The 20,347-nt window shown below is 42.4% G+C and carries 26 protein-coding genes; 12 read left to right on the forward strand and 14 right to left on the reverse strand.

The window, feature by feature from the left end; translation table 11 throughout:
* Nucleotides 1-56 precede the first annotated feature (56 nt).
* From V7K84_RS09410 to V7K84_RS09435, 6 genes are all read left to right on the forward strand, one after another.
* The gene (locus V7K84_RS09410; protein WP_334837538.1) at nucleotides 57-656 is read left to right on the forward strand and encodes a PadR family transcriptional regulator; all 600 of its coding nucleotides are present in this window, start codon (nucleotides 57-59) and stop codon (nucleotides 654-656) included.
* A gap of 12 nt (nucleotides 657-668) precedes the next feature.
* Nucleotides 669-1,526 carry a sugar kinase gene (locus V7K84_RS09415; protein ID WP_334837540.1) on the forward strand — a complete coding sequence of 286 codons (858 nt, stop codon included), beginning with the start codon at nucleotides 669-671 and terminating at the stop codon, nucleotides 1,524-1,526.
* Between the two features lie 81 nt (nucleotides 1,527-1,607).
* A complete protein-coding gene (locus V7K84_RS09420; protein WP_334837542.1) occupies nucleotides 1,608-2,468 on the forward strand; it encodes a 3'(2'),5'-bisphosphate nucleotidase CysQ family protein in 861 nt (286 codons plus the stop codon).
* Nucleotides 2,469-2,864: 396 nt separating this feature from the next.
* Complete coding sequence (locus tag V7K84_RS09425) at nucleotides 2,865-3,176, forward strand: RNA recognition motif domain-containing protein (protein ID WP_094348369.1); 312 nt, start codon at nucleotides 2,865-2,867, stop codon at nucleotides 3,174-3,176.
* A 124-nt stretch (nucleotides 3,177-3,300) separates the two neighbouring features.
* Nucleotides 3,301-3,495 carry a 30S ribosomal protein S21 gene (gene rpsU, locus V7K84_RS09430; RefSeq protein ID WP_069073011.1) on the forward strand — a complete coding sequence of 65 codons (195 nt, stop codon included), beginning with the start codon at nucleotides 3,301-3,303 and terminating at the stop codon, nucleotides 3,493-3,495.
* A 356-nt stretch (nucleotides 3,496-3,851) separates the two neighbouring features.
* A complete protein-coding gene (locus V7K84_RS09435; protein WP_334837544.1) occupies nucleotides 3,852-4,574 on the forward strand; it encodes a hypothetical protein in 723 nt (240 codons plus the stop codon).
* 45 nt (nucleotides 4,575-4,619) lie between these two features.
* Here V7K84_RS09435 and V7K84_RS09440 read toward each other — a convergent pair whose 3' ends face one another.
* From V7K84_RS09440 to psbA, 3 genes are all read right to left on the reverse strand, one after another.
* Nucleotides 4,620-5,507: a hypothetical protein gene (locus tag V7K84_RS09440; RefSeq protein ID WP_334837546.1), complete on the reverse strand. Its 888-nt coding sequence runs from the start codon at nucleotides 5,505-5,507 to the stop codon at nucleotides 4,620-4,622.
* Nucleotides 5,508-5,555: 48 nt separating this feature from the next.
* Nucleotides 5,556-6,065 carry a hypothetical protein gene (locus tag V7K84_RS09445; protein WP_334837548.1) on the reverse strand — a complete coding sequence of 170 codons (510 nt, stop codon included), beginning with the start codon at nucleotides 6,063-6,065 and terminating at the stop codon, nucleotides 5,556-5,558.
* A 240-nt stretch (nucleotides 6,066-6,305) separates the two neighbouring features.
* Nucleotides 6,306-7,388, reverse strand: coding sequence for a photosystem II q(b) protein (gene psbA, locus V7K84_RS09450; protein WP_334837550.1), 1,083 nt, complete (start codon nucleotides 7,386-7,388; stop codon nucleotides 6,306-6,308).
* A gap of 313 nt (nucleotides 7,389-7,701) precedes the next feature.
* On the opposite strand from psbA, the gene V7K84_RS09455 reads away from it, so the two are divergent.
* On the forward strand, nucleotides 7,702-8,067 hold the full coding sequence (locus V7K84_RS09455; protein WP_334837552.1) for a VOC family protein: 366 nt from the start codon (nucleotides 7,702-7,704) through the stop codon (nucleotides 8,065-8,067).
* A gap of 148 nt (nucleotides 8,068-8,215) precedes the next feature.
* Here V7K84_RS09455 and V7K84_RS09460 read toward each other — a convergent pair whose 3' ends face one another.
* Together V7K84_RS09460 and murG are read right to left on the reverse strand one after the other, a co-directional pair.
* On the reverse strand, nucleotides 8,216-9,505 hold the full coding sequence (locus tag V7K84_RS09460) for a hypothetical protein (RefSeq protein WP_334837554.1): 1,290 nt from the start codon (nucleotides 9,503-9,505) through the stop codon (nucleotides 8,216-8,218).
* Nucleotides 9,506-9,530: 25 nt separating this feature from the next.
* Nucleotides 9,531-10,604: an undecaprenyldiphospho-muramoylpentapeptide beta-N-acetylglucosaminyltransferase gene (murG, locus tag V7K84_RS09465; RefSeq protein ID WP_334837556.1), complete on the reverse strand. Its 1,074-nt coding sequence runs from the start codon at nucleotides 10,602-10,604 to the stop codon at nucleotides 9,531-9,533.
* Between the two features lie 84 nt (nucleotides 10,605-10,688).
* Between murG and V7K84_RS09470 the strand changes: the two genes are divergently transcribed.
* Together V7K84_RS09470 and V7K84_RS09475 are read left to right on the forward strand one after the other, a co-directional pair.
* Nucleotides 10,689-11,528 carry a nuclear transport factor 2 family protein gene (locus V7K84_RS09470; RefSeq protein WP_334837558.1) on the forward strand — a complete coding sequence of 280 codons (840 nt, stop codon included), beginning with the start codon at nucleotides 10,689-10,691 and terminating at the stop codon, nucleotides 11,526-11,528.
* A gap of 160 nt (nucleotides 11,529-11,688) precedes the next feature.
* Complete coding sequence (locus V7K84_RS09475; RefSeq protein ID WP_334837560.1) at nucleotides 11,689-12,462, forward strand: SDR family oxidoreductase; 774 nt, start codon at nucleotides 11,689-11,691, stop codon at nucleotides 12,460-12,462.
* Between the two features lie 234 nt (nucleotides 12,463-12,696).
* On the opposite strand, the gene V7K84_RS09480 is transcribed toward V7K84_RS09475, so the two are convergent.
* The 8 genes from V7K84_RS09480 to V7K84_RS09515 all read right to left on the reverse strand — a co-directional run bounded on the left by V7K84_RS09480 (nucleotide 12,697) and on the right by V7K84_RS09515 (nucleotide 18,424).
* On the reverse strand, nucleotides 12,697-12,987 hold the full coding sequence (locus V7K84_RS09480; RefSeq protein ID WP_334837561.1) for a hypothetical protein: 291 nt from the start codon (nucleotides 12,985-12,987) through the stop codon (nucleotides 12,697-12,699).
* A 12-nt stretch (nucleotides 12,988-12,999) separates the two neighbouring features.
* Nucleotides 13,000-13,452 (reverse strand): hypothetical protein, encoded by a 453-nt coding sequence (locus tag V7K84_RS09485; protein WP_334837563.1) that lies wholly within the window; start codon nucleotides 13,450-13,452, stop codon nucleotides 13,000-13,002.
* A 13-nt stretch (nucleotides 13,453-13,465) separates the two neighbouring features.
* Nucleotides 13,466-13,717, reverse strand: a complete 252-nt coding sequence (locus tag V7K84_RS09490; protein ID WP_334837565.1) for a hypothetical protein — start codon at nucleotides 13,715-13,717, stop codon at nucleotides 13,466-13,468.
* The gene (locus V7K84_RS09495; protein WP_334837567.1) at nucleotides 13,718-14,314 is read right to left on the reverse strand and encodes a hypothetical protein; all 597 of its coding nucleotides are present in this window, start codon (nucleotides 14,312-14,314) and stop codon (nucleotides 13,718-13,720) included.
* A gap of 117 nt (nucleotides 14,315-14,431) precedes the next feature.
* Complete coding sequence (locus V7K84_RS09500) at nucleotides 14,432-15,301, reverse strand: hypothetical protein (protein ID WP_334837569.1); 870 nt, start codon at nucleotides 15,299-15,301, stop codon at nucleotides 14,432-14,434.
* Nucleotides 15,302-17,611: a collagen-like triple helix repeat-containing protein gene (locus tag V7K84_RS09505; protein WP_334837571.1), complete on the reverse strand. Its 2,310-nt coding sequence runs from the start codon at nucleotides 17,609-17,611 to the stop codon at nucleotides 15,302-15,304. It abuts the gene before it with no gap.
* 31 nt (nucleotides 17,612-17,642) lie between these two features.
* Nucleotides 17,643-18,068, reverse strand: a complete 426-nt coding sequence (locus tag V7K84_RS09510; protein ID WP_334837572.1) for a hypothetical protein — start codon at nucleotides 18,066-18,068, stop codon at nucleotides 17,643-17,645.
* Nucleotides 18,068-18,424, reverse strand: coding sequence for a hypothetical protein (locus V7K84_RS09515; RefSeq protein WP_334837574.1), 357 nt, complete (start codon nucleotides 18,422-18,424; stop codon nucleotides 18,068-18,070). The genes V7K84_RS09510 and V7K84_RS09515 overlap by 1 nt, the downstream gene beginning before the upstream one ends.
* Nucleotides 18,425-18,650: 226 nt before the next feature.
* Here V7K84_RS09515 and V7K84_RS09520 point away from each other — a divergent pair, with 226 nt between their 5' ends.
* From V7K84_RS09520 to V7K84_RS09530, 3 genes are read left to right on the forward strand one after another with little or no spacing between them, the layout of a single operon-like run.
* The gene (locus tag V7K84_RS09520; RefSeq protein WP_334837576.1) at nucleotides 18,651-19,235 is read left to right on the forward strand and encodes a tyrosine-type recombinase/integrase; all 585 of its coding nucleotides are present in this window, start codon (nucleotides 18,651-18,653) and stop codon (nucleotides 19,233-19,235) included.
* On the forward strand, nucleotides 19,232-19,384 hold the full coding sequence (locus V7K84_RS09525; RefSeq protein WP_334837577.1) for a hypothetical protein: 153 nt from the start codon (nucleotides 19,232-19,234) through the stop codon (nucleotides 19,382-19,384). The genes V7K84_RS09520 and V7K84_RS09525 overlap by 4 nt, the downstream gene beginning before the upstream one ends.
* 52 nt (nucleotides 19,385-19,436) lie before the next feature.
* Nucleotides 19,437-19,901, forward strand: coding sequence for a hypothetical protein (locus V7K84_RS09530; protein WP_334837579.1), 465 nt, complete (start codon nucleotides 19,437-19,439; stop codon nucleotides 19,899-19,901).
* On the opposite strand, the gene V7K84_RS09535 is transcribed toward V7K84_RS09530, so the two are convergent.
* The gene (locus tag V7K84_RS09535; RefSeq protein ID WP_334837581.1) at nucleotides 19,837-20,310 is read right to left on the reverse strand and encodes a DUF4102 domain-containing protein; all 474 of its coding nucleotides are present in this window, start codon (nucleotides 20,308-20,310) and stop codon (nucleotides 19,837-19,839) included. The two genes, V7K84_RS09530 and V7K84_RS09535, sit on opposite strands and share 65 nt — an antisense overlap.
* Between the last annotated feature and the right edge of the window lie 37 nt (nucleotides 20,311-20,347).

Below are 20,347 nucleotides of genomic sequence, written 5' to 3' on the forward strand. Positions count from 1 at the left end.
GAAGTACACAGTGTAGAACCGAGCGAGAAAATATCAATTATGGGAAAACCATCTTCATGTCGCTAGCAAATGTAATTTTAGGTCTTCTTCAGCAGCAAGAAATGACGGGCTACGACCTCAAAACGAGCTGCTTCGATCAATGCGTTGCCCATTTATGGCCAGCAGATCAGGCACAAATTTACAGAACTCTCGATAAGCTAGTTGAGCAAGGCTGGATTACCTGTAACATTGAGATTCAACACGATCGCCCCAACCGCAAAGTTTACAGTGTGACGGAACAAGGGAAAGCGGAATTTAGGCGATGGCTAGGGATTCATCAGCCCTTACCGACTATCAGAGAACCTTTACTCGTCCAGTTGCATTTTGCAGATCAGTTGTCGAATGAAACCATCATTCACCTACTGGAGCAACAATTGGCGGCTCGAAGCAAAAAGCTGGCTGAATGTGAAACCATCGATTTGCCATCAATTGGCGATGAATCTGCCAACCGCAAGCAGGTGATGCAAAGGCTGGTGCTGGAGTTGTTAATCCGAAGAGAAGAGACTTATATTGATTGGTTGAAGACAGCAATCGATGTTGTCAGTCGCCAAGAGTCATATCCATTTACCAAGAAAGAATTCAGGAGTCAGGAGTCAGAATTCAGAATTGAATTTTGAACGAAAGAGCAGATGAATCGTGGATTATTTGTAGGTTTAGTAACTTTAGATTTGATTTACCTTGCTGACTCTCCCCCTAAGAATAATCAGAAGATTGTCGCTACTGACTATACTGTAGCGGCAGGCGGCCCAGCAACAAACGCAGCTGTAACTTTCAATTATTTAGGAAATCAGGCTACAGTCTTAGGTGTAGTAGGTTCTCACCCAATGACGCAGCTGATTCGAGATGACTTGGCAAATTACAAAGTTGCGATCGCAGACCTTGAGCCTAGCACTGATTTAGTACCGCCTGTATCTTCGATTATTGTCACTCAAACCACAGGTGAACGCGCTGTGGTTTCGATCAATGCTGTCAAAACTCAAGCTAGCAGCGCATCTATCCCGCCAGATATTTTGCAGAATGTGGATATAGTACTGATTGATGGACATCAGATGGTGGTTGGTGATTCCATCGTTCAAATGGCTAAAGCCAATAATATCCCAGTAGCGATCGATGGTGGTAGTTGGAAGCCTGGATTTGAGCAAATTCTACCGTTTGTGAATTACGCTATCTGTTCAGCTAATTTTTACCCCCCTAACTGCCAAACTGGAGAAGACGTTTTTAACTATCTCAGCGGATTTGACATTCCTCACATCGCCATTACCCACGGACAAGAACCAATTGCATACTTGAGCGGCACTAAAACTGGTATCGTAGATGTGCCGCAGATTCAAGCGGTTGATACGTTAGGGGCTGGAGATATTTTTCACGGTGCTTTCTGTCATTACATTTTAAGGGAAAGCTTTACTGATGCACTGGCACTAGCAGCTAATATTGCTGCTGATTCCTGTAAATTTTTTGGTACTCGGCGCTGGATGGATTTAAGATAATTCGTAATTCGTAATTAGTTAAACTAAGTATCGCTGTGCGCCCCTAATCACGTTATACATATTTTTAAATAGGCCAAATTAATGAAAGATTTACAAGAAATATTAGCGATCGCTCGTGAGGTAGGTTGGGGCGCAGCAGAGATACTGCGATCGTATTACGACGGGACTGCAAAAGACCCTAACTTAGAAATACAATATAAGGAGAATGAGCCTGTCACCGTTGCCGATGTAGCTGTGAGTCAATACATTTTGCAGAGGCTACAAGCAACTTTGGGTAACGAAGATTTTGCTTACATCAGCGAAGAAACTTATCAATCGTCAAGTAGTGGTAGAAAGGCTTCTGCCCCTTGGGTATGGATAATTGACCCTTTAGATGGCACACGAGACTTTATCGAAAAAACTGGAGACTATGCAGTTCACATTGCTTTAGTCAAAGAAACACGCCCAGTCTTGGCAGTGGTTGCACTACCAGAGACTCAAAAGTTATATTACGCTACTAAAGGCGGAGGTACATTTGTAGAAACCCGTGACGGATCTGTTCCTTTACAAGTATCATCAGGTAAACGAATTGAAGATTTAACCTTAGTCGTTAGTCGCTCTCACCGCAACCAACGCTTAGATCATCTGCTACAAAACTTACCGTGTCAAAATCAGAAATCTGTGGGTAGTGTTGGCTGTAAGATTGCCACCATTGTCGAGCAACAAGCAGATATCTATATATCTCTTTCCGGCAAGTCTGCGCCCAAAGATTGGGATATAGCCGCTCCAGAATTGATTTTAACAGAAGCTGGTGGTAAATTTACCCACTTCGATGGCACACCGTTGCGGTATAACACTGGTGATATCAATCAATGGGGAGGTTTGCTAGCTAGTAATGGTGAATATCACGAAGTACTATGTAAGAAAGCAGAAGGCATCTTAGCGCAGTTTGACCATAGCTAAATAGGGCATTTGAGGATGAATATTTTTTAATTTTCTTTTAAGATAGTTAATCATGGTATGATTAGCACTAACACCGATAATAATTTTTACTCTTTAGTCCACAGCTTAATTTTCAAAACACTCAATATCTGGGCGATCGCAAGTTAATTACGATTTCCGATTAAAAGTGTAACTTTATATAGTACAAGCAAAAAAAGCCAGTCTTTAGAAAGTCTGCAAACCTTCGTTAAGGGTTTGATTTGTGAATAAAATTCACTACAAGACGATATTCATAGGCTGAAGGCTGTGTTACACTCATGGACATAAAGATTATTTTCGGTTGAGTTACTCGTTTTGATTTCTAAAAACCGTCTCTCCGAATTTAACTCTCTACACTCCCTGAATTCGGAGATTTCTATGTCAATTTACGTCGGAAACCTGTCCTATCAGGTTACAGAAGAGGACCTAAAGCAGGCTTTTGCAGAATACGGAACAGTAAATCGTGTTCAACTACCCACAGATCGGGAAACAGGCCGGCCTCGTGGGTTCGCTTTTGTGGAAATGGAATCAGACACACAAGAACAAGCTGCCATTGACGCACTTGATGGTGCTGAGTGGATGGGACGTGACTTGAAAGTGAACAAAGCTAAACCTCGTGAGGAAAGAAGCAGTTCTCCTCGTGGTAGCTGGGGTGGCGGTAATGCCCGCCGCAACAATAATCGCTACTAAAGTCGATTTCTGAAAATTTCACATTTAGAGTCTCCAGCAGATAAAGCCAAAGGCTCCATTCTGCTGGAATATTTTATTTGGTATGTAGTCTTGAACTATTCATCCACGCTAAGGAGGAATGAGAATGACACAAGTAGTTTTAGGAGAGAATGAAGGTATCGAATCAGCCTTGAGAAGATTTAAACGGGAAGTTTCTAAAGCAGGAATTTTCCAAGATATGAGAAAAAAACGTCACTTCGAGACACCGATAGAAAAAGAGAAGCGTAAAGCAATTGCTAGGCACAAACAACGTCGTCAACAACGTTCTCGCTTCAATTAAAAGTCCAAGCAAATTTGCCCTTCGATTTGACATCTAGCCAGCATCTCTTCATTGTTGCCATACCTCCGGCAAGCCACAAGTAATTAGGCACACATCAATCAATAAACAACACTGTTCGTAGTAGCGCTATACTGACTTTCGGTGCTACTAATTATACATGTTTTCAATTGCGTTAAGTATAGGCGTACAGCTAGCTATGCGCCTCTAACTTATACCTGATTCCACAAAGAAGCGCTATAGTTTGTTGAGTTCCATTTGCGGAACTCGCGGCAATATAAATGTATTCTTCCTCTATATCCATAAAGTATTGTAGATATCGTTAGTCTGCAATCCCTGGCTCTGGATTTTGAAAAAAAATGTTACGACTTTATCATTTATTACTAGGCTCTATTTTGCTGGTGTCAATACCGGTAGGAGCCAAATTTTTTCTACCCCAATTTTCTCCACCCAAAGTAGTAAAACCTCCTACCGTTGCCAAACTTCCCAACTCTAATCAGGGAAATATCTGGCAGAAAATTCTGGGAAGTGCTGCTGCTCCAACTGACTGGCAAGTTGCTCCCTGTGAAGGAAATGCACCCCTGTTGTGTGTCTCCTCCAAAGGAAAACGTTTGGGTACAGTTGAGATTAACATTTATCCACTAGCAAACAATGAGGATTTCCGAAAGAAACTCTTAGCCGCTGGTATTCCAACTGCTTCCCTAGTAGACTACCAAAGTCCCAAGTACCAAACTCAGTTATTACCAGTACTTAAGACTTGGGTTGCAGACCACTACGCTGCGTTTGCGAAAGATCGTCAGGGTAAATATGGAAAACAGATTACTTTCTCATCCTACCCACCGCAACCAGTACCTGTTGGTAAGCTTCAGGGAATCCGCTATGGGTTCGCTGAACTCAATCAACAAGGTGGAGTACAAGAGCAACATATCGGTCACGTTGCCTTTGATGGCACTAAACTTTACGTAATTACTACTGCATTTGACACAGGTACGCAAACAGGTAAGTTTGATAAATTAGAAAACTTGGCTATTTTTCAACCTTACTTGTATGCGATCGCAGCAGATTTGCATTTACCCCAATAGGGATTGGAGATTGGGAAATCTTCCCAGTCCCCACTTCCCATCAACCTAAATCTCAGCCACCGCGCGTTCAATCAAGCGATGTGCTAAAGTTTGCGTGCCAGTGTGCTCATAATAATTTGTTGCTACATCCAGGAATGCTGCGAGGTAGTCCAACTTGTCATCAGCAATATCGGTAAAACTTTGCAAGTTGTGGACAACCTTTTGCGGCGTTAAATTATTGGCGCTAACTAACCCACTCATCCAACCTTTAACTGAGTCAAAGCTTTCGCCGATAAAGTTGAGTTTACTGCCAGCATTGTTCCCTGGAATCACATCTTTGATGTTTTGGAAAGTCGAGTTTTGTTCTAACTCCTGTGGATTTGTTTGATTCAGCCCAGATATCGCTTTGCTGATAAAATCTGGCCCCAAAGGTATCAAACCATCAACACAAACTAACGCCACCATACGGATCAGTGACTCACCACTATACTCTCCTAAAGAGGCGACAAAATCCCCAATACTGTCTCCCGGAATGCCGTTAATTTGACAGAAGGCTACCAACTCAGCCACTAACTTTAATGTCAAATCAATGGTTTGGGCTTTATCAGGTTTGGGAGTGACAGAGTTTAAAAAACCCAACAAAGGAATTTTTTCCCCGACTTTGTTAGCTAAAGCTGCTGCACCAAGCGCTTTATCTGTATTATCAACAGTTTGATATAACCACAAGGCTGTTTGGTATCCTTGGGATTTGTCGTTGAATAGATAAATCGCTCGTTCGCCAATTTGCTGAATTAAATCTTCATCGTCTTCGCCAGTGACTTTCTTAATAGTGTTGACAAAGCCAACGGTGTTTTGCCACTCTCCAGGAGCAACAAAATCTAGGGACTTCAACATAGAAACAGTCAAGCCGCCAGTTGGCAATTGATCGATCAACTCAACAATCGATTTGCTCACAAAAATCTCCTTATTTAGGTTTTATTATTTGAATGTTAGTAGTGCAAATCATTTCAGGTTAGCCAAACCATTAAGGTTAAACTTCTCTAGCCAATCTTCGCGATCGCTACCTGTAAATGATGAATCGCGAGAAAGTGCTTTTACTTGGTACTTACCTACCAAAATTGCAGTTTGCGTTTTACCAACTTCTATTGCAGGATAACCGCCAATTTTTTTAGTGCTTTTCGAGAACTTTGCTGCTGCATTGGGTGTGCTAGTGGTATCAGAAATAGACAGCACCGCTATATCTTTACCGCCTTTTTTCAACTTCGCTTCCGCAAAGCCTTTTTTCTCTTGGGTATAGACGCGTTGGTAGCCATCACCAGCTTTTGGGAAAAATTTATTAAATTCGCTACCCTGAGTTGCGGTTTTAGCTACCGCAAGACCCTTTTTCTGTTGAGTGCTTTCTTTTTGCGCCTGGTCAAAACGTCCAGGTGTTTTGGGGCTACAGGCTGTTGTCAGTAGTACCACCGACAGCAGCAAAGCGGCTACTACCCTACGTCCACGGTGTAAAATCATTCTTGGCTTTTCCTTATAGTTGAGCTTTCAGGCAATTATCTGCGCTGCTAGCAATTATTACCCGTAAAATTTACTTTTTGATAATTATTTCCTAACTTCTCAACTATAAAAATCATTTTTACACTTCAAAAAAGTGTCAAGTGTCATGCTTAACAATTAACCCAATGCAAAAACGCCCCCCCTTTCGGGAGAGCGTCTTTCGTCTACAGATAAGCGTGGGGAGCGTATCTCAGATTATGATTAACCGTTGATAGCAGGAGCGGTTAAAGCTACAGGAGCAGAATCGCCAGCAGCCAAATCGAGAGGGAAGTTGTGAGCGTTGCGCTCGTGCATTACTTCCATACCCAGGTTAGCGCGGTTGATTACATCCGCCCAAGTTGCAATCACACGACCTTCAGAGTCAATGATTGATTGGTTGAAGTTGAAACCGTTCAAGTTGAACGCCATTGTGCTTACACCCAAGGCGGTGAACCAGATTCCGATTACAGGCCATGCTGCGAGGAAGAAGTGCAGTGAACGGCTGTTGTTGAAAGAAGCATATTGGAAGATTAGACGACCGAAGTAGCCGTGAGCCGCAACGATGTTGTAGGTTTCTTCTTCTTGACCGAATTTGTAACCGTAGTTAAGGGATTCGGTTTCGGTTGTTTCACGAACTAAGGAAGAAGTTACCAAAGAACCGTGCATTGCAGAGAACAAACTTCCACCGAATACACCAGCTACACCGAGTTGGTGGAATGGGTGCATCAAGATGTTGTGTTCTGCTTGGAACACGATCATGAAGTTGAATGTTCCAGAAATACCCAAGGGCATGCCATCAGAGAATGATCCTTGTCCGATGGGGTATACCAAGAATACTGCACTTGCCGCTGCTACTGGAGCAGAATAGGCGATCGCAATCCAAGGACGCATACCTAAGCGGTAGGATAATTCCCATTCACGACCCATGTAGCAGAATATGCCAATCAGGAAGTGGAAAATTACCAATTGGTAAGGACCGCCGTTGTACAACCACTCATCAAGAGAAGCTGCTTCCCAAATTGGGTAGAAGTGCAACCCGATAGCGTTGGAGGAAGGAACAACTGCACCAGAGATGATGTTGTTTCCGTAGATCAAAGAACCTGCAACTGGTTCGCGGATACCATCGATGTCTACTGGAGGAGCAGCGATGAAAGCGATTACGAAGCAAGCGGTAGCCGCTAGCAAGGTTGGAATCATTACTACGCCGAACCAACCGATATAGATCCGGTTATTGGTGCTGGTGATCCATTCACAGAATCGATCCCATACATTGGCGCTTGAGCGCTGTTGTAAGGTTGTTGTCATTGTTTTATAAGTGCGGTTAGTTATTTATGAATCAGGCGGTTTCGTCTTTGCCTGTGAGACTACTTTACACTGCTTTACAATTTTTAATCAACTTTTATTACTACAGTAAACCTGATGTAAGTCATTAGGTTTGCTTATTTAAGCGTGAATTTTAGTGTTTGCAGTTGTTCACAATACATTGAACACAGGATTTAAATATATTTACTTCGGCGTTAGCGCTGAAAAGATAAAATAGAAAGGAACATTATTGTTATCAACTCTGAAATCGAGAGTTGATATGGATTACTACCAAAATTAGGAGGGAAGGTGTGACATGACAATTACTTTAAATCACACCATAGTGCCCGCACATGACAAAGAAGCATCCGCGAGGTTCTTTGCAAAAATTTTCGGTTTAGAGGTCGAGCTTCCCGTTGGTCACTTTGCTGCTGTGCATATAAATGATGCATTAACGCTCGACTTCGCCGACGCTGAAGCGTTCGAGCCACATCATTATGCATTCCATGTCAGTGATGAAGAATTTGATGCAATTTTTGCACGCATCAAAGAGGCAGGTATTGAATACAGTAGCGACCCCATGCATCGGAAGAAAGGGCAAATTAACCACTGGAATGAAGGTCGCGGCTTCTATTTCTATGACTCCGATGGCCACAACTTAGAATTGTTAACCCGTGCATAGATTTTTGACATCAGATCAAGTCGCTTCGCTCCAATTAAAAATTAAAAATTATTAATTAAAAATTGAATAAACAAATTTTAATTTTGCATTTTTAATTCCCGAAGGGTGGGATCTGGTACCCCAAATTAATTAAAAAAAGGTCAATGCATTACTTCTTGACTAAAAAATATGCTGTAGCATAGTCCGGCAATTGGCTGATATTCTGCCCAAATTCTGTTTTATTCTTAAAAATACCAGCCAAAAAATCGAGCTGATAAAGATTGGGTAAAAATGCTCCGCCTGTATCGGCGATGACTCCCATTTGCAGATGTTTGCGGCCACCTTGAGTATGCTCAATCACAACCACTTTACCTAAACCAATATTTAAAACATCTCCAGCAAAAGTAACTCCGGGTTTGATAGAAATTTTTGCATCTATTTTGTATCCATAGCCTTTAATATCATCAACTTCTCTAAAATACCAATAACGTTTTTGTGCTGTTGCCTTTAATCCGCGGATATAAGCTATTCCATTGTTTCTATCTACATTAAAAAATGCCTTATCACCATCGGTAAAATTAATCAGGATTGTTCCTTCCATAATTGCTTCTTCTAAGCCGTTTCTGGTTAGATAAGCAAGAGTGTTAACTTTTCCAAATTCTCTACCACCTGGTTCATAAATACCAGACAAAACATCTTGCTTTGTGTATCGAGTGTAGAACTTATCGTTATTAGAGTTATCTTTTAAGCTATAAATTGGTATATTAAAAGTAGAAGTTTTTTTGCGGGAACCAGGGTGAGTAAATACAGCATATTTGGTAATTCGTAATTGTTTTTGCTGTTTACTCTTGGGGTTGTAGGCAGACCATTTAATAACTCGGAAATTGGTATTAATAAAATTAGAGTCTTGTAAACGAGTAGCCCGTTTATTAGCAATATCCTCCTTCAAAACAGCAATCATGAAATCTAAAGTTTTAAGGACATCTGGTACAGTAACTCCTTGAGTGGCAAGCACTCCTGTACGCATAATATCTGGGTCTTGGGAAGCATAATCTTGAAAATATTTTCTAGTATTAACGAGAACAGTTAATAAATCTCCTTGATTGAATTTAACCTTACTATTTGGGAGTTTTCCTGGAGTAGCAATTTGGCTGCCATTAATGTTAAATTTATATTTTTTGAACTCATCAACAACTGGATAAGGTGCAGATGCTGCTAACAAATTCTGTCGAGATGAAAAAGTATTTTGAAGCCTTGAGTTAAGTTGTTCGGCAGCTTGATTTGAGGTCAGAGAAATCTGTGATTGAAGTAGGGCAGAATTTTCTTGTTGAGTAAATGACTGATTTTGTTGAGCTATTTGTTTAGTTTTTGACTGGGTATATAGATAACTACTTGCTAAACTGACAACTAATAAGGCCGCACAACCTACTGTAAAGCGAAATTTTTTGCTAAATAACATATTCTTTAATGCTAAATAATTAACGTTATGTTTCTATCACCTCACGCACTAACTGCGCTAACTTTTCGGCACTATCAGGAACTGCGATCGCGTAAGCTTTTTCCCCCATCTTTGCTAACTCTTGGGGTGACTGCAATAAATTCAACACATTATTTTGCAATGCTTCAGTCGTCAACTCAGATTGCTTCAACGTTAACGCTGCACCCGATGAAGTAAATACGTCTGCATTGTAAGATTGATGGTCTTCTGCGGCAAAGGGGTAAGGAATCAAAATCGCTGGCGTTCCACACACTGCCAATTCTGTTAAGCTACCTGCGCCAGAACGACTAATAGCAAGAGTTGCTCGTTGCAACAACGCTGCCATATTGTTGTAAAAAGGTAAGGCTATGTACTGTGGATGTTTGAGACTATCTGCTTCGGGATCGCGATCGCCAGTTAAATGTACTACATAAATACCAGCATCAAACCAAGCTTTTGCAGATTCGCGCACCAACTTATTTACTGCAACTGCACCCTGGCTACCACCAAAAACAACAATTAAAGGCACACCATCAGGAATAGCTAAATCCAGTGGCGCATTAATTGCCCCATCAAGAAATTGCGCTCTTACGGGAGTACCAACATAGACATTTTTGGCACGAGGTAAATACTTAGCAGCTACTTCAAATCCCAAGGCTACCGCGCTACACCAAGGGCCAAAAAAGCGAGTTACTTTCCCTGGTAAGGCGTTAGATTCGTGGAAAACTACAGGTAAACCAAGGGAACGCGCTGCAATGACGGCTGGCCCGGCAATGTAACCCCCTGTGGTAAACACCCCTTGAAAATTTCCCTGTTTGAGAATTCGTCTGACTTCTAGAATCGAAAGGGCGAGTTTACCCAAAATGCGAATCGAGGAAAGTCCAAACCCTTGCTGAAACCCTTCAACTGCAATAGTATTCAAGGGATACTGTTTGGGAACAAGTTGAGTTTCTAGCCGATCGGGTACTCCCAGCCATTCTATTTGATAATCTGGAAGTTTTTGCGCCAGGGCGATCGCTGGAAACAAATGTCCACCAGTCCCACTGGCAGCTATTAATAATCGTATCGGTGCGTTTGCCATCAAACCTCTACCGTTTAGCGTCTAGCTTAACTAAGATAAAACAATTTGCTTACTTTCTCTAATCAAATCAGTAAATTCTTACCAATGACTAACATTATTACCGCCTCAGTGAGACGACAACTCAAATTTCCAGCAAATATTTGGCTAGTTTCGTTCCTACTGACCATTGGTTTAACAAGCGGTTGGCAACGCACTCAGGCTGCAACACCACAGCAATTATCCCAAGCCACAACAGCCCAAAATGCACCAGCCGATCTGAAAAACCTGTTGACACAAGTTGATAGCGCTGCTAGCCGAGGCGATGTCAGAGGGGTGTTGCAATTTTACAGTCCCAATTTCACTCATGGCGATGGATTAAACCTCCAAACCCTGGAAAAGTCTTTGACTTCACTTTGGCAACGATATCCGAAATTGCAATACAGCACGAAACTGCTATCTTCAAAACCTGAAGCCAATGGGATTATTGCTGAAACAGAAACGAAGATAACTGGCTTACCCTCTGGTAACGGTAATAAGTTGGCTCTCAATGCGACGATTAAATCGCGTCAGCGTATTGAAGGCGGAAAAATAGTCCGCCAAGATATTTTGTCAGAACGAACCTTGCTTACCTCTGGTAGCAAACCGCCCCAGATTGATTTTAAATTACCGCAGCAGGTGCTGGTTGGTCAGAAGTATAATTTTGATGCGATCGTCCAAGAGCCACTTGGTGATGATTTTCTACTAGGAACGGCGCTAGAAGAACCCATCCAACCAGATAAATTTCTTAACCCTACACCCGTAGATTTGCAATTATTAACATCTGGCGGACTGTTTAAAGTTGGACAAGCACCATCTACCCCAGGTAGCCAATGGGTTTCTGCTGTCATCCTGCGAGGTAATGGAATGACAATGGTAACTCAGCGCTTGCAAGTGGTGAAGAAGTAGTTAGAAGTTAGGAGTTAGGAGTTAGGAGTTAGGAGTTAGGAGTTAGGAGTTAGGAGTTAGGAGTTAGGAGTTAGAGACCGACTGATGATAAATTATGAACGATGAAACTTGTGCTAATTCATAATTCATAAGTGTTAACTCCTCACTCCTAACTATCCTAATGATTTCCCTACAAAATCAAATTATTTTGATCACTGGTGCAAGTAGTGGTATTGGTACTGCTTGTGCAAAAATCTTCGCTAGTGCGGGTGCAAAACTGATTTTAGCAGCACGACGGTTAGAACGTTTGCAGCAGCTAGCAGATACTCTGAGTAAAGATTTTAGTACTGAAATTCATTTACTACAATTAGATGTGCGCGATCGCCATGCTGTTGAATCTGCCATTGCGACTCTACCCCCTGCCTGGTCTGACATCGACATTCTCATTAATAATGCTGGCTTGAGTCGTGGTTTAGACAAGTTGCACGAAGGCAGCTTTCAAGACTGGGAAGACATGATTGATACTAACGTTAAGGGTTTACTTTACGTCTCCCGCTATGTCGTTCCGGGAATGGTAAGTCGCGATCGCGGTCATGTGGTAAATTTAGGTTCCATCGCCGGACATCAAACCTATCCCGGTGGTAATGTCTACTGTGCTACCAAAGCTGCTGTCAGAGCCATTTCTGAAGGTTTAAAACAAGACCTGTTGGGTACGCGAGTCCGTGTAACTTCTGTCGATCCGGGTATGGTAGAAACGGAATTTAGCGAGGTGCGCTTTCACGGAAATACTGAACGTGCTAACAAAGTCTACCAAGGAGTTACACCCCTAACAGCAGATGATGTGGCTGATGTGATATTTTTCTGTGTGACGCGATCGCCCCATGTCAATATTAATGAAGTTGTGCTAATGCCTGTTGACCAAGCTAGCGCTACCTTAGTTAATCGACGAACATAAAAGTAACTCATCTCATCCCATTCTAAAAAAGCTTACCCCTGCCACTTACTCTACTCAAGAGACATTTGGTAGAAAAAATGTAGAGACGTAGCACTACTACGTCTCTACATGGGTTCTGGATAACGCATATTTAATTTCACCAAATATTTAAAGTCTTACAGTTGATGTTTCAGTTTACGTCTAGAGAGTTTGTTAAGGCTTTACCTACTCAGCTAGAGTGAATCCCCACAAGAACTATTCGCCAGTTTTGCCACGGATTAGCCAAGCCTTGATTTCCCTAAGCTCATTATTCTGCTCGGTGATTTGATTCTCAATGTCTTCAAAGCCGTAAGCGATATTTTTTGAAATTTCAGATTGGTTTCTGACGAGATGATCGAAGTTTCGCTTATCATTAAGAGCTTTTTCAGCGTCAGCGACGGCTTTTTGAATAGTTTGCTGTCGTTTCCCGATCCACCAAGCTATCCAGCCTGATAACGCGCCGACAAAAGCCAACAGGAAGCTGGCTAGACTAGCATCGAATTTCATCTTTTTAGTTTGTTACTCAGGAATTACCGCCGCTTTGATCGCATCTAATTCCTGTTCAATTATTGTTCGACTTTCTCCCTCATATTGGTAAATTCCCAAATTACAGGAAATGAACCATTTCGGAATATTGATTTGCAATTGATAATTGTTTGATAAATTATCAGAAATTGCTAAATTGAATCTACCCAAAAACAATGGCTTTCGCTCGTCAATGTATATTTCACCAAGAGGTGAATCTGTAAAGCGGGAAAGACTGCCAGCATAAGACCATTGTTTACCAGCGGGCACTGTCGTATTTATAGCAATTCCTAGTATTGGTTTATCAAGAATTACGCCCGGACGAATTGGTACGATCCGAGCGTAATAAGTTTTACTAGCAACGGTTCCTATTATCGTCGCCGGGATAGACACCGAATACATCAATTGCCAATTGGATTCAGTAGATAAATCCAAGTTTCTAGTCATTTAAGGTAGTTGATTACCTCATCAACAAAGCCATGTGTTCTTCGACTTCCCCAACAAAGCCTAATGGGTTAATGCCGAAATGATCTAACAATTCAAAGTAGGTGTAATCATCCATTGTTCCGGTCAACCACTGATTAGCAGCGCCGTTGACAATCAACATTCCTTGAACAGTACTATCATCAGCATGACCATCAACGGACACGGTTAATAAATCGCTAATGTCTGGCGGAACCCATAATAAATTATTGTCAGATGCAATTGACATTTACACACCTTCAGGTACAAAGCGATATTTGCTAGCCAAAGCATTCTCACTACCAGTAAATAATGCAGTAAATGCAGGCTTTACTTTAATAGCTGTAACTACATCATCGTAGGTATCAGCCGCAACTTTTTTTCCAAAACTAGTAGTAACAGAATCATTCTCATGCCTGTAATACTGTCTGCCAGTGATTCTAGACGGCGATTTTGTTGTAGCTGTTTGTACCCGTTGGATAACTGTAAATTTAGCAAACTTGAATTTTTTAACGTTATTGAGAACGTCAGGAGTCGTTAAAGCATTGACTTCGGTGTTGCTAAAAGTATACGCATCAACTATTCCCTTCATGGACGTAGCAAGGGCCGAACCTCTGCCACTTTGAGTGGCTGAGATTAATTTGGCAGGAAGAAAAACAAGTGCTGTACCATTTTGGTCAAAGGGAACAAGATAGCCGGGAGTTCTCTCTGTTTTTACTTTATCCGCAGGATTAAAAACCGTTGCAAAAGCTGCTTGCCTAGCTTCTGTATCCTTTTGTAGCCATGTTAAATACTTTGCATGGTCGGCTGCTAGACGAACACCACGGCTAATATCTTTGTAAGCCATTTTTTCCTTTAATTGATTTTCACTGCGATTCAACCATAGCAACAGTTTTAGCGTGGTTTATTTCTCGGAGATATAATATATTTCCCTTGTTTTTAGCGTGGTTTATTTTAGGTTGTTTCAAATTTTGACTAAGGGATTGTATCTATTGGTTGTATCTATTAAAAATACTGGTTGTGGTTCGCCAGGGATGAGTACGTAGGCATACCGAAATCGGATTTTTACTACTCTGCGATAAGCTCTTTTCTTACGGGTTTTACCCATAATTACTTGGGTTTCCGTAACCGTCCCCGTAGTACTCGGTTTTTTAGGATTGCCAATATTTATTTTTAGTTCATCAAATGTTACGTCAACTACATTACAAATTTTTTGATAAAGACTTATACCATCTGTTTCATTGTTAGATAAAATTTTTGAACCGTTAGGAAATCCATGTTTTGTGTCCTTATAACTAATACAAAGATTCCCTTTATCGTGAACAATTCCTTGCTTGTTATGAACAAACTGCGTTTTAATTTCGTTAGCTATTTCTACTAATTTTTCACGTAAATTAAGAGAGGTGTTCTCTAGAGTCATTAACCGAACGCTGTATTCTGCATCAGCTTTATAGTCTTGTGTAGCTGGAACAGATTCAGAATCCTGTGAGAAATAAAATACTACCTTAGGATGCCCTTCTACAGGCGGCTCCATATTTTCTCTGGAGCCATAGTATAAAGCTAAATTTTTCCTACCATATCCCAACAAATCAAACAATAAATGATGTCTTAAATTCATCATTAATTGATTGTCATTGTCAGTCATTGTACAAGCAACTCGTAAAGAGCTTCTGGAAGATGCTATGTTTGGTTTCCAATCATTTCCTAAGTCAGAAAAGTATTGTTGTACAACTGCATTGTGCTGAGGTATATAAATTTTTTGTAAATGCTCAAAAGGATCGAAATTATCAGGTAAAGAATCTTCTGGAGGTGGCTTTGGTGTTATGTCCGTCATTTAATCACCCCCGTCGAAAATATCGTCAAGCACTAGCTGTAAGAAGTTAGTGGAATCAGCTTTTGCTTGATCGCCTTCAGCCTTCACCACAGCAGGATCGGGAACATCTAGACCGGGCTTGTAATGAATTACTGTGCCATCGGCGTTGTGAAGTGGATGTCCTTGGGCGTCTGTGGGGTCTGTCTGCGATATCTCCCGCTTGAGGTCAGCTACGCTACTATCAACGCCGTCCTTTGCAGCAGCTAAAGCGATAGGAATCGCCGTTACTAGAGCTATTGCTTGCAAATTCTCGCCAACCAGGTTCATTTGCTGGAAAAACTTACCTTTTAAATTTGGCTGGGGATTCATATAACTGTAGGCATTTTCGAGAAGCACTCCACCCTTGCGAAGTGCATTACCGATTTTGCCAACATTCCCGCCGATAACCTCTAAACCCGCAGTCAAAACACCTCCAAGTCCTAGCACCTGGTTATGGATGTTTAGTGCAGCCTGGTAGATGCGATTAGCTTGATCCCATTTTTGTTGTATTTCTGCTGCTGTTGCCTCTCCTACGGTGCTGACAATGACCTCGTGTACAGCTTTACCAAGTACATTACTAATGTTTATTGGCGTTCCATCAAGTCCTTTTGGCAGGATAAATGCTGTTACTTGGTCAATAATCATGAATAGCGTTTGACCAAGGTTAGAAGACAGTATCAACGCGTTGTGTACCGTCGTTGCAAAAGTGAGAACGCTTAATGCTTTCTCAATGTATGTATTTTCGGCAACTGCTGTTACTAATCCACTAATTCCACCTACTACTTGATTACCAAGTTTGTTATTAATAATGGTTAACAAAGCTGTTTGCGCTACAACTCCAGCCTTGTTTACTAAATCAAATATTTGTTTACAAATAAATAATACTGGTGCAATTGCAGCCGCGATAAATGCCTGTATTTGTGCCCTAGTGCCAGTGTGTTGTAATGTGCTGTTGGCCCTAGTTTGAGCGTGTTGCTGAATTATTAGCGCTCTCAAAGAAGCTTCTGCTGCTGGATTCACGTCTCTACCATTCCTTCCCGGTATTCCCGGTAATCCCCTTTCTCCCCTTGCCCCAGGTACACCCGGTACTTGTACTACTGTTGTTACACCGTCTCTGCCGGGTATTCCCTGTATTCCCTGTAATCCCCTTTCCCCCTGCCTTCCAGGGATGCCAGGTATGCCTTGCAATCCACGAAGCGACTTTACGCCCTGATAAAGTGCGATCGCAGTTAGAGATGCGGTTAGCGCCACGCCTGCTCTGCCAAGTGCATCCCCGGCAACGCGTTTAGCCTGTTCCCCTATACCTTCTGCTTTGATGCCTTGTTTGTAAGCTGTTGTGGCGTTCTCGTTTGCTCGCGCGGCATTCCTCACCGCACCATCAGCAGTAATTTGAGCTTGGTCAGCTCTGCCATTAGCAACTTGTGCAAAGTTCTCGGCACGAGTAGCAGTCACTTGTGCTGCACCAGCTTTTAGGCTTGCAGCCTCACCAATACCTTTGGCATCAAGCGCGATATTCTTTGCCTCCGCGGTCAGTGACTCGTTCCCACCGATTCGGTTTTGTAGTCCTAGCAACTTGCCCAGAATACGCGATACATCATTACCAAGCTGTACTAACCCACTTTCTACGGCATCAATACGCTCACCTAGAAGGTTTAATGTATAAAGTTGTTCGATAAGGGTGAAAATTGTAGCGATCGCGTTGAAAGCTTCCAGCAGTCTACCCGCCAGCCGCCCTGTAGCTGCAAGCGCCTCTGAACTTATACCTACTGCTTTAGCAGCAGCAACAACAGCATTTCCTACAGCAGTTTCTAGCCTCCCAATCGTCCTGCCGAGTGCATTCACCTGGCTACCAAAACCATTAACCGCACCACGTAAACCGGATACCTCTGTTGACAAATTAAATGCATCTCTGGCAACAGTTGCAGCTCTAGTAGTTGCGTTCGTTGCTGCGTTTCTCGCTACATTGTCAACTGCGTTAGCAGACGCCCTTTGTAATGCAATAGCATCCAAGTTCGCTTGTCTTCTAATAGCAGCCTGTAATTCACTATTAAATCTTGCTTCTGATGCCTTTATTTCTGTTGATATACCAGAAACTCTAGTTTGCACTGCATTGTCTATCGCAGGTCTGACTTGTTGTGTTATGGCTGCCCCTACTGCTACACCAACAAGCGCTTGAATGCTATTACTGCCGCCACCCTTCAACGATAAAATATCGCGTTTAAGTGCATCAATCTGTTGCTGTAATTTATCACAGCAATCACATTTACCAGCGCAATTAAGCGCTGATTGCATACTTCCAATTATGCTGGAGGTACTCATATATTTAGCCGCAATTCCTATTTCTTAATTGCTTGGAAAGTCCTTCAATTTGCGCCCAGTCGGCATTAGAAATGCACTTGCCGCTGCATCCAGTGCCACACGCAATTTCGCATTCTTCGAGTGTGGCATACATACCCGGTGTGCCGTGAGTAGAAGCCATGATACAAGCCCCGTTAATGCAATCGTGGGGTGTTGGTGTAGCGCTGAATATTGCTGATGTAATGCTAGGGGTAGCGCTTGCGCTGCCTACCCAATTCGGGTACATAATCCTGCTATCAGCAGCGCTCAACAAACTCCATTGAGTACCACCAGATGTAAGTGCAAAATATGGAGCATCGTCACTATACCCAGCAATGCCGCTAGTAGTATCGGGCGGGAAGAAGCGCGAGTAAGTAACAGATATCGCCCAGGTTCCAGATTGTCTCGGCATTAGTAATTATCCGGGTCAATTGTTGCAGAAGTGTCTAATTTCGCGAGATTTATTGTTATTTGGTCAACCCGATAACTATCGTTATTCGTGCCTCTTGTAGTGAATGATGAAAAGCCGCTAGCTAAATAAAGACTTTGGTCGGCATTTGCATCAAAGTTTGTTTGTGTTAAATAACTTTGTGCATTCAAATTTATCGCTGCAAAATGCCCTTCAGCACTTGCACTATTTGGTGTGGCTAGCCCTGCTGTTTGTAAAGCGCTATCGGGAATAAATAAACCTGCGCTTGGTGTTGTAGCGCCACTAGCAAGTCTTGTTGCTCCGGTTCCGAAAATCTGCACAAAATTTGGTTCTGACATGAGAAATGAAACGGATTTAGATGAAGTGGATAAATCCGTTGTATGGCTTAATCAAAATTGTGTAAATGTTCCAGTTTTATGTAGAAGTGGAATATTCACTGATGCCGTGTATCCTTTACTGGGAATAGGATTGAGCGAATATTTACAGTTAGTGAATATTTAGGGAATTCCGCTTTCACCTCTGAACCAGGTAAAAGCGGAATGCAGAACTTTATTTTTTATATCTATGCCAAAGAATAACAGAAAGGGAAAAGCCGCAGTATTAACAGATGGTGAATATTCAAAAATCAGACGGCAGATCCGAACTGAGAAGTACAAACTACTTCTTGACCTTGCATGGTACACCGGGGAACGGTGGGGGGCCCTCGTTCAACTTAAAGTGAGTGACGTTTACGATCGCACTGGTAAACCCAAGTCAGACATCATTTTTCCGGCCATAATCCGAAAACACAGGCCAGATGGCACAGCTGAAACGACAGAGATTCCAGTGCATCAGATTTTGAAAGAATCCCTAGAGAGATACCAGCCAGAAACAGATAGCGAGTGGCTATTTCCCTCAAGGTGCGGAACTAAGCCAATTACCTGGAAAAATGCCTATAACATTTTCGTGGCGGCATCGGATGACGCGGGGTTTGAAGCCAAGGGAATTTCGACTCATAGCACTAGAAGGAGCATGATCAACAAATTGCGAAAAAGTGGGATTTCTAAAGAAGTTATTCGCACTTTCACCGGACACCGCGACAACAAAGGACTCGACCCTTATTTTGAAATTGAAATGGACGAGCGCCGCGGCGCGATCGCAACTCTATGATCGACAAACTCCTATTCCTGCAAATCGAAATCTTCATTGAGTCCTTTGAGGCTGGGAAATATCACCATCCACTCTTTTTAGCTATGACTCTGGAGTGTTTAGCGAATCAGGCATGGGATGAGGTAGATCGGCTTTATCCAAATTTGTGACAAATAATCCTGGGGGCGAATAAACTCAAAGCAAGCTATTCACAGCTCGCAAATGCAACAAGTGCGATCGCGTTCATCCTATTTAGTGCGATCGCTTTTTTTTGACTTTGCCTTGGAACAGGCAATAGAGCCTGATAGACTACGTTGTGAAAAGCATTTGGGCAATGCAATGAGTCATCGAGGCGGCCGCCGACGTACAACTTGGGAAAATCACTGGAATCACGGGCAGACTCAAAATATCCGCGTGCCAATAGTTTTAGCTCCTGCAATCCTGGAGTACGCCAAAGCAATTGATTGTGGAATGCTAACCCCATTAAGCCTGGAGCAATACCAACAAATCATTTTGCTGGCGATTGACCAATTTGTTGAGAAGCGTAAAGCAGAATTTCACCCCAACCAGTACAGCCATACTGGCTCGACCACTAGCCGGCGCTGGGATGAACTGCGACGGTTTAGGAGTGCGATCGCCACGAGCGAATTAACTTTTGAATCTCAGAGGGCGACTGTCCGTCACTAATCCAAACTTCCACATCTGCCTTTTTATGTCTAGCTAGCTTGCTGTTTACACTACCCAGGTAACAGCGGTGAATCTTCCGTCCTTGCATCCAGCAGTAACGGTAGTACCAGTATTTATTAGAGGATCTCTCAACCCAGTATTCCTCAATCCAGTGGGTATCGTGTTGGGGGGCAGATTTTTGAGTATCAAAGCTAACTTTTGTATTACTGCTAATACTAGTGTTAAGAGTGTTGCTAGCTACTTGCTCCCCAACACTTTCACACGGAGATTCAGACTCTGAGATTTGCCCCCCAACACTATGACTATCTTGGCGGGCATCGAGGTTATCCCAGAACGAATCGCAAGTGTAAGCGGGAGTATCTTCAGTTTTGGTGAAGGGTTGTAAATCAAAAAGTGTGAGTTGGTTCATAATCAAACTGGTTATTATGTCCGCTGCTCTTCATTTG

It is taken from the genome of Nostoc sp. (assembly GCF_036917315.1).
In the GTDB taxonomy this organism is placed as follows: domain Bacteria; phylum Cyanobacteriota; class Cyanobacteriia; order Cyanobacteriales; family Nostocaceae; genus Nostoc.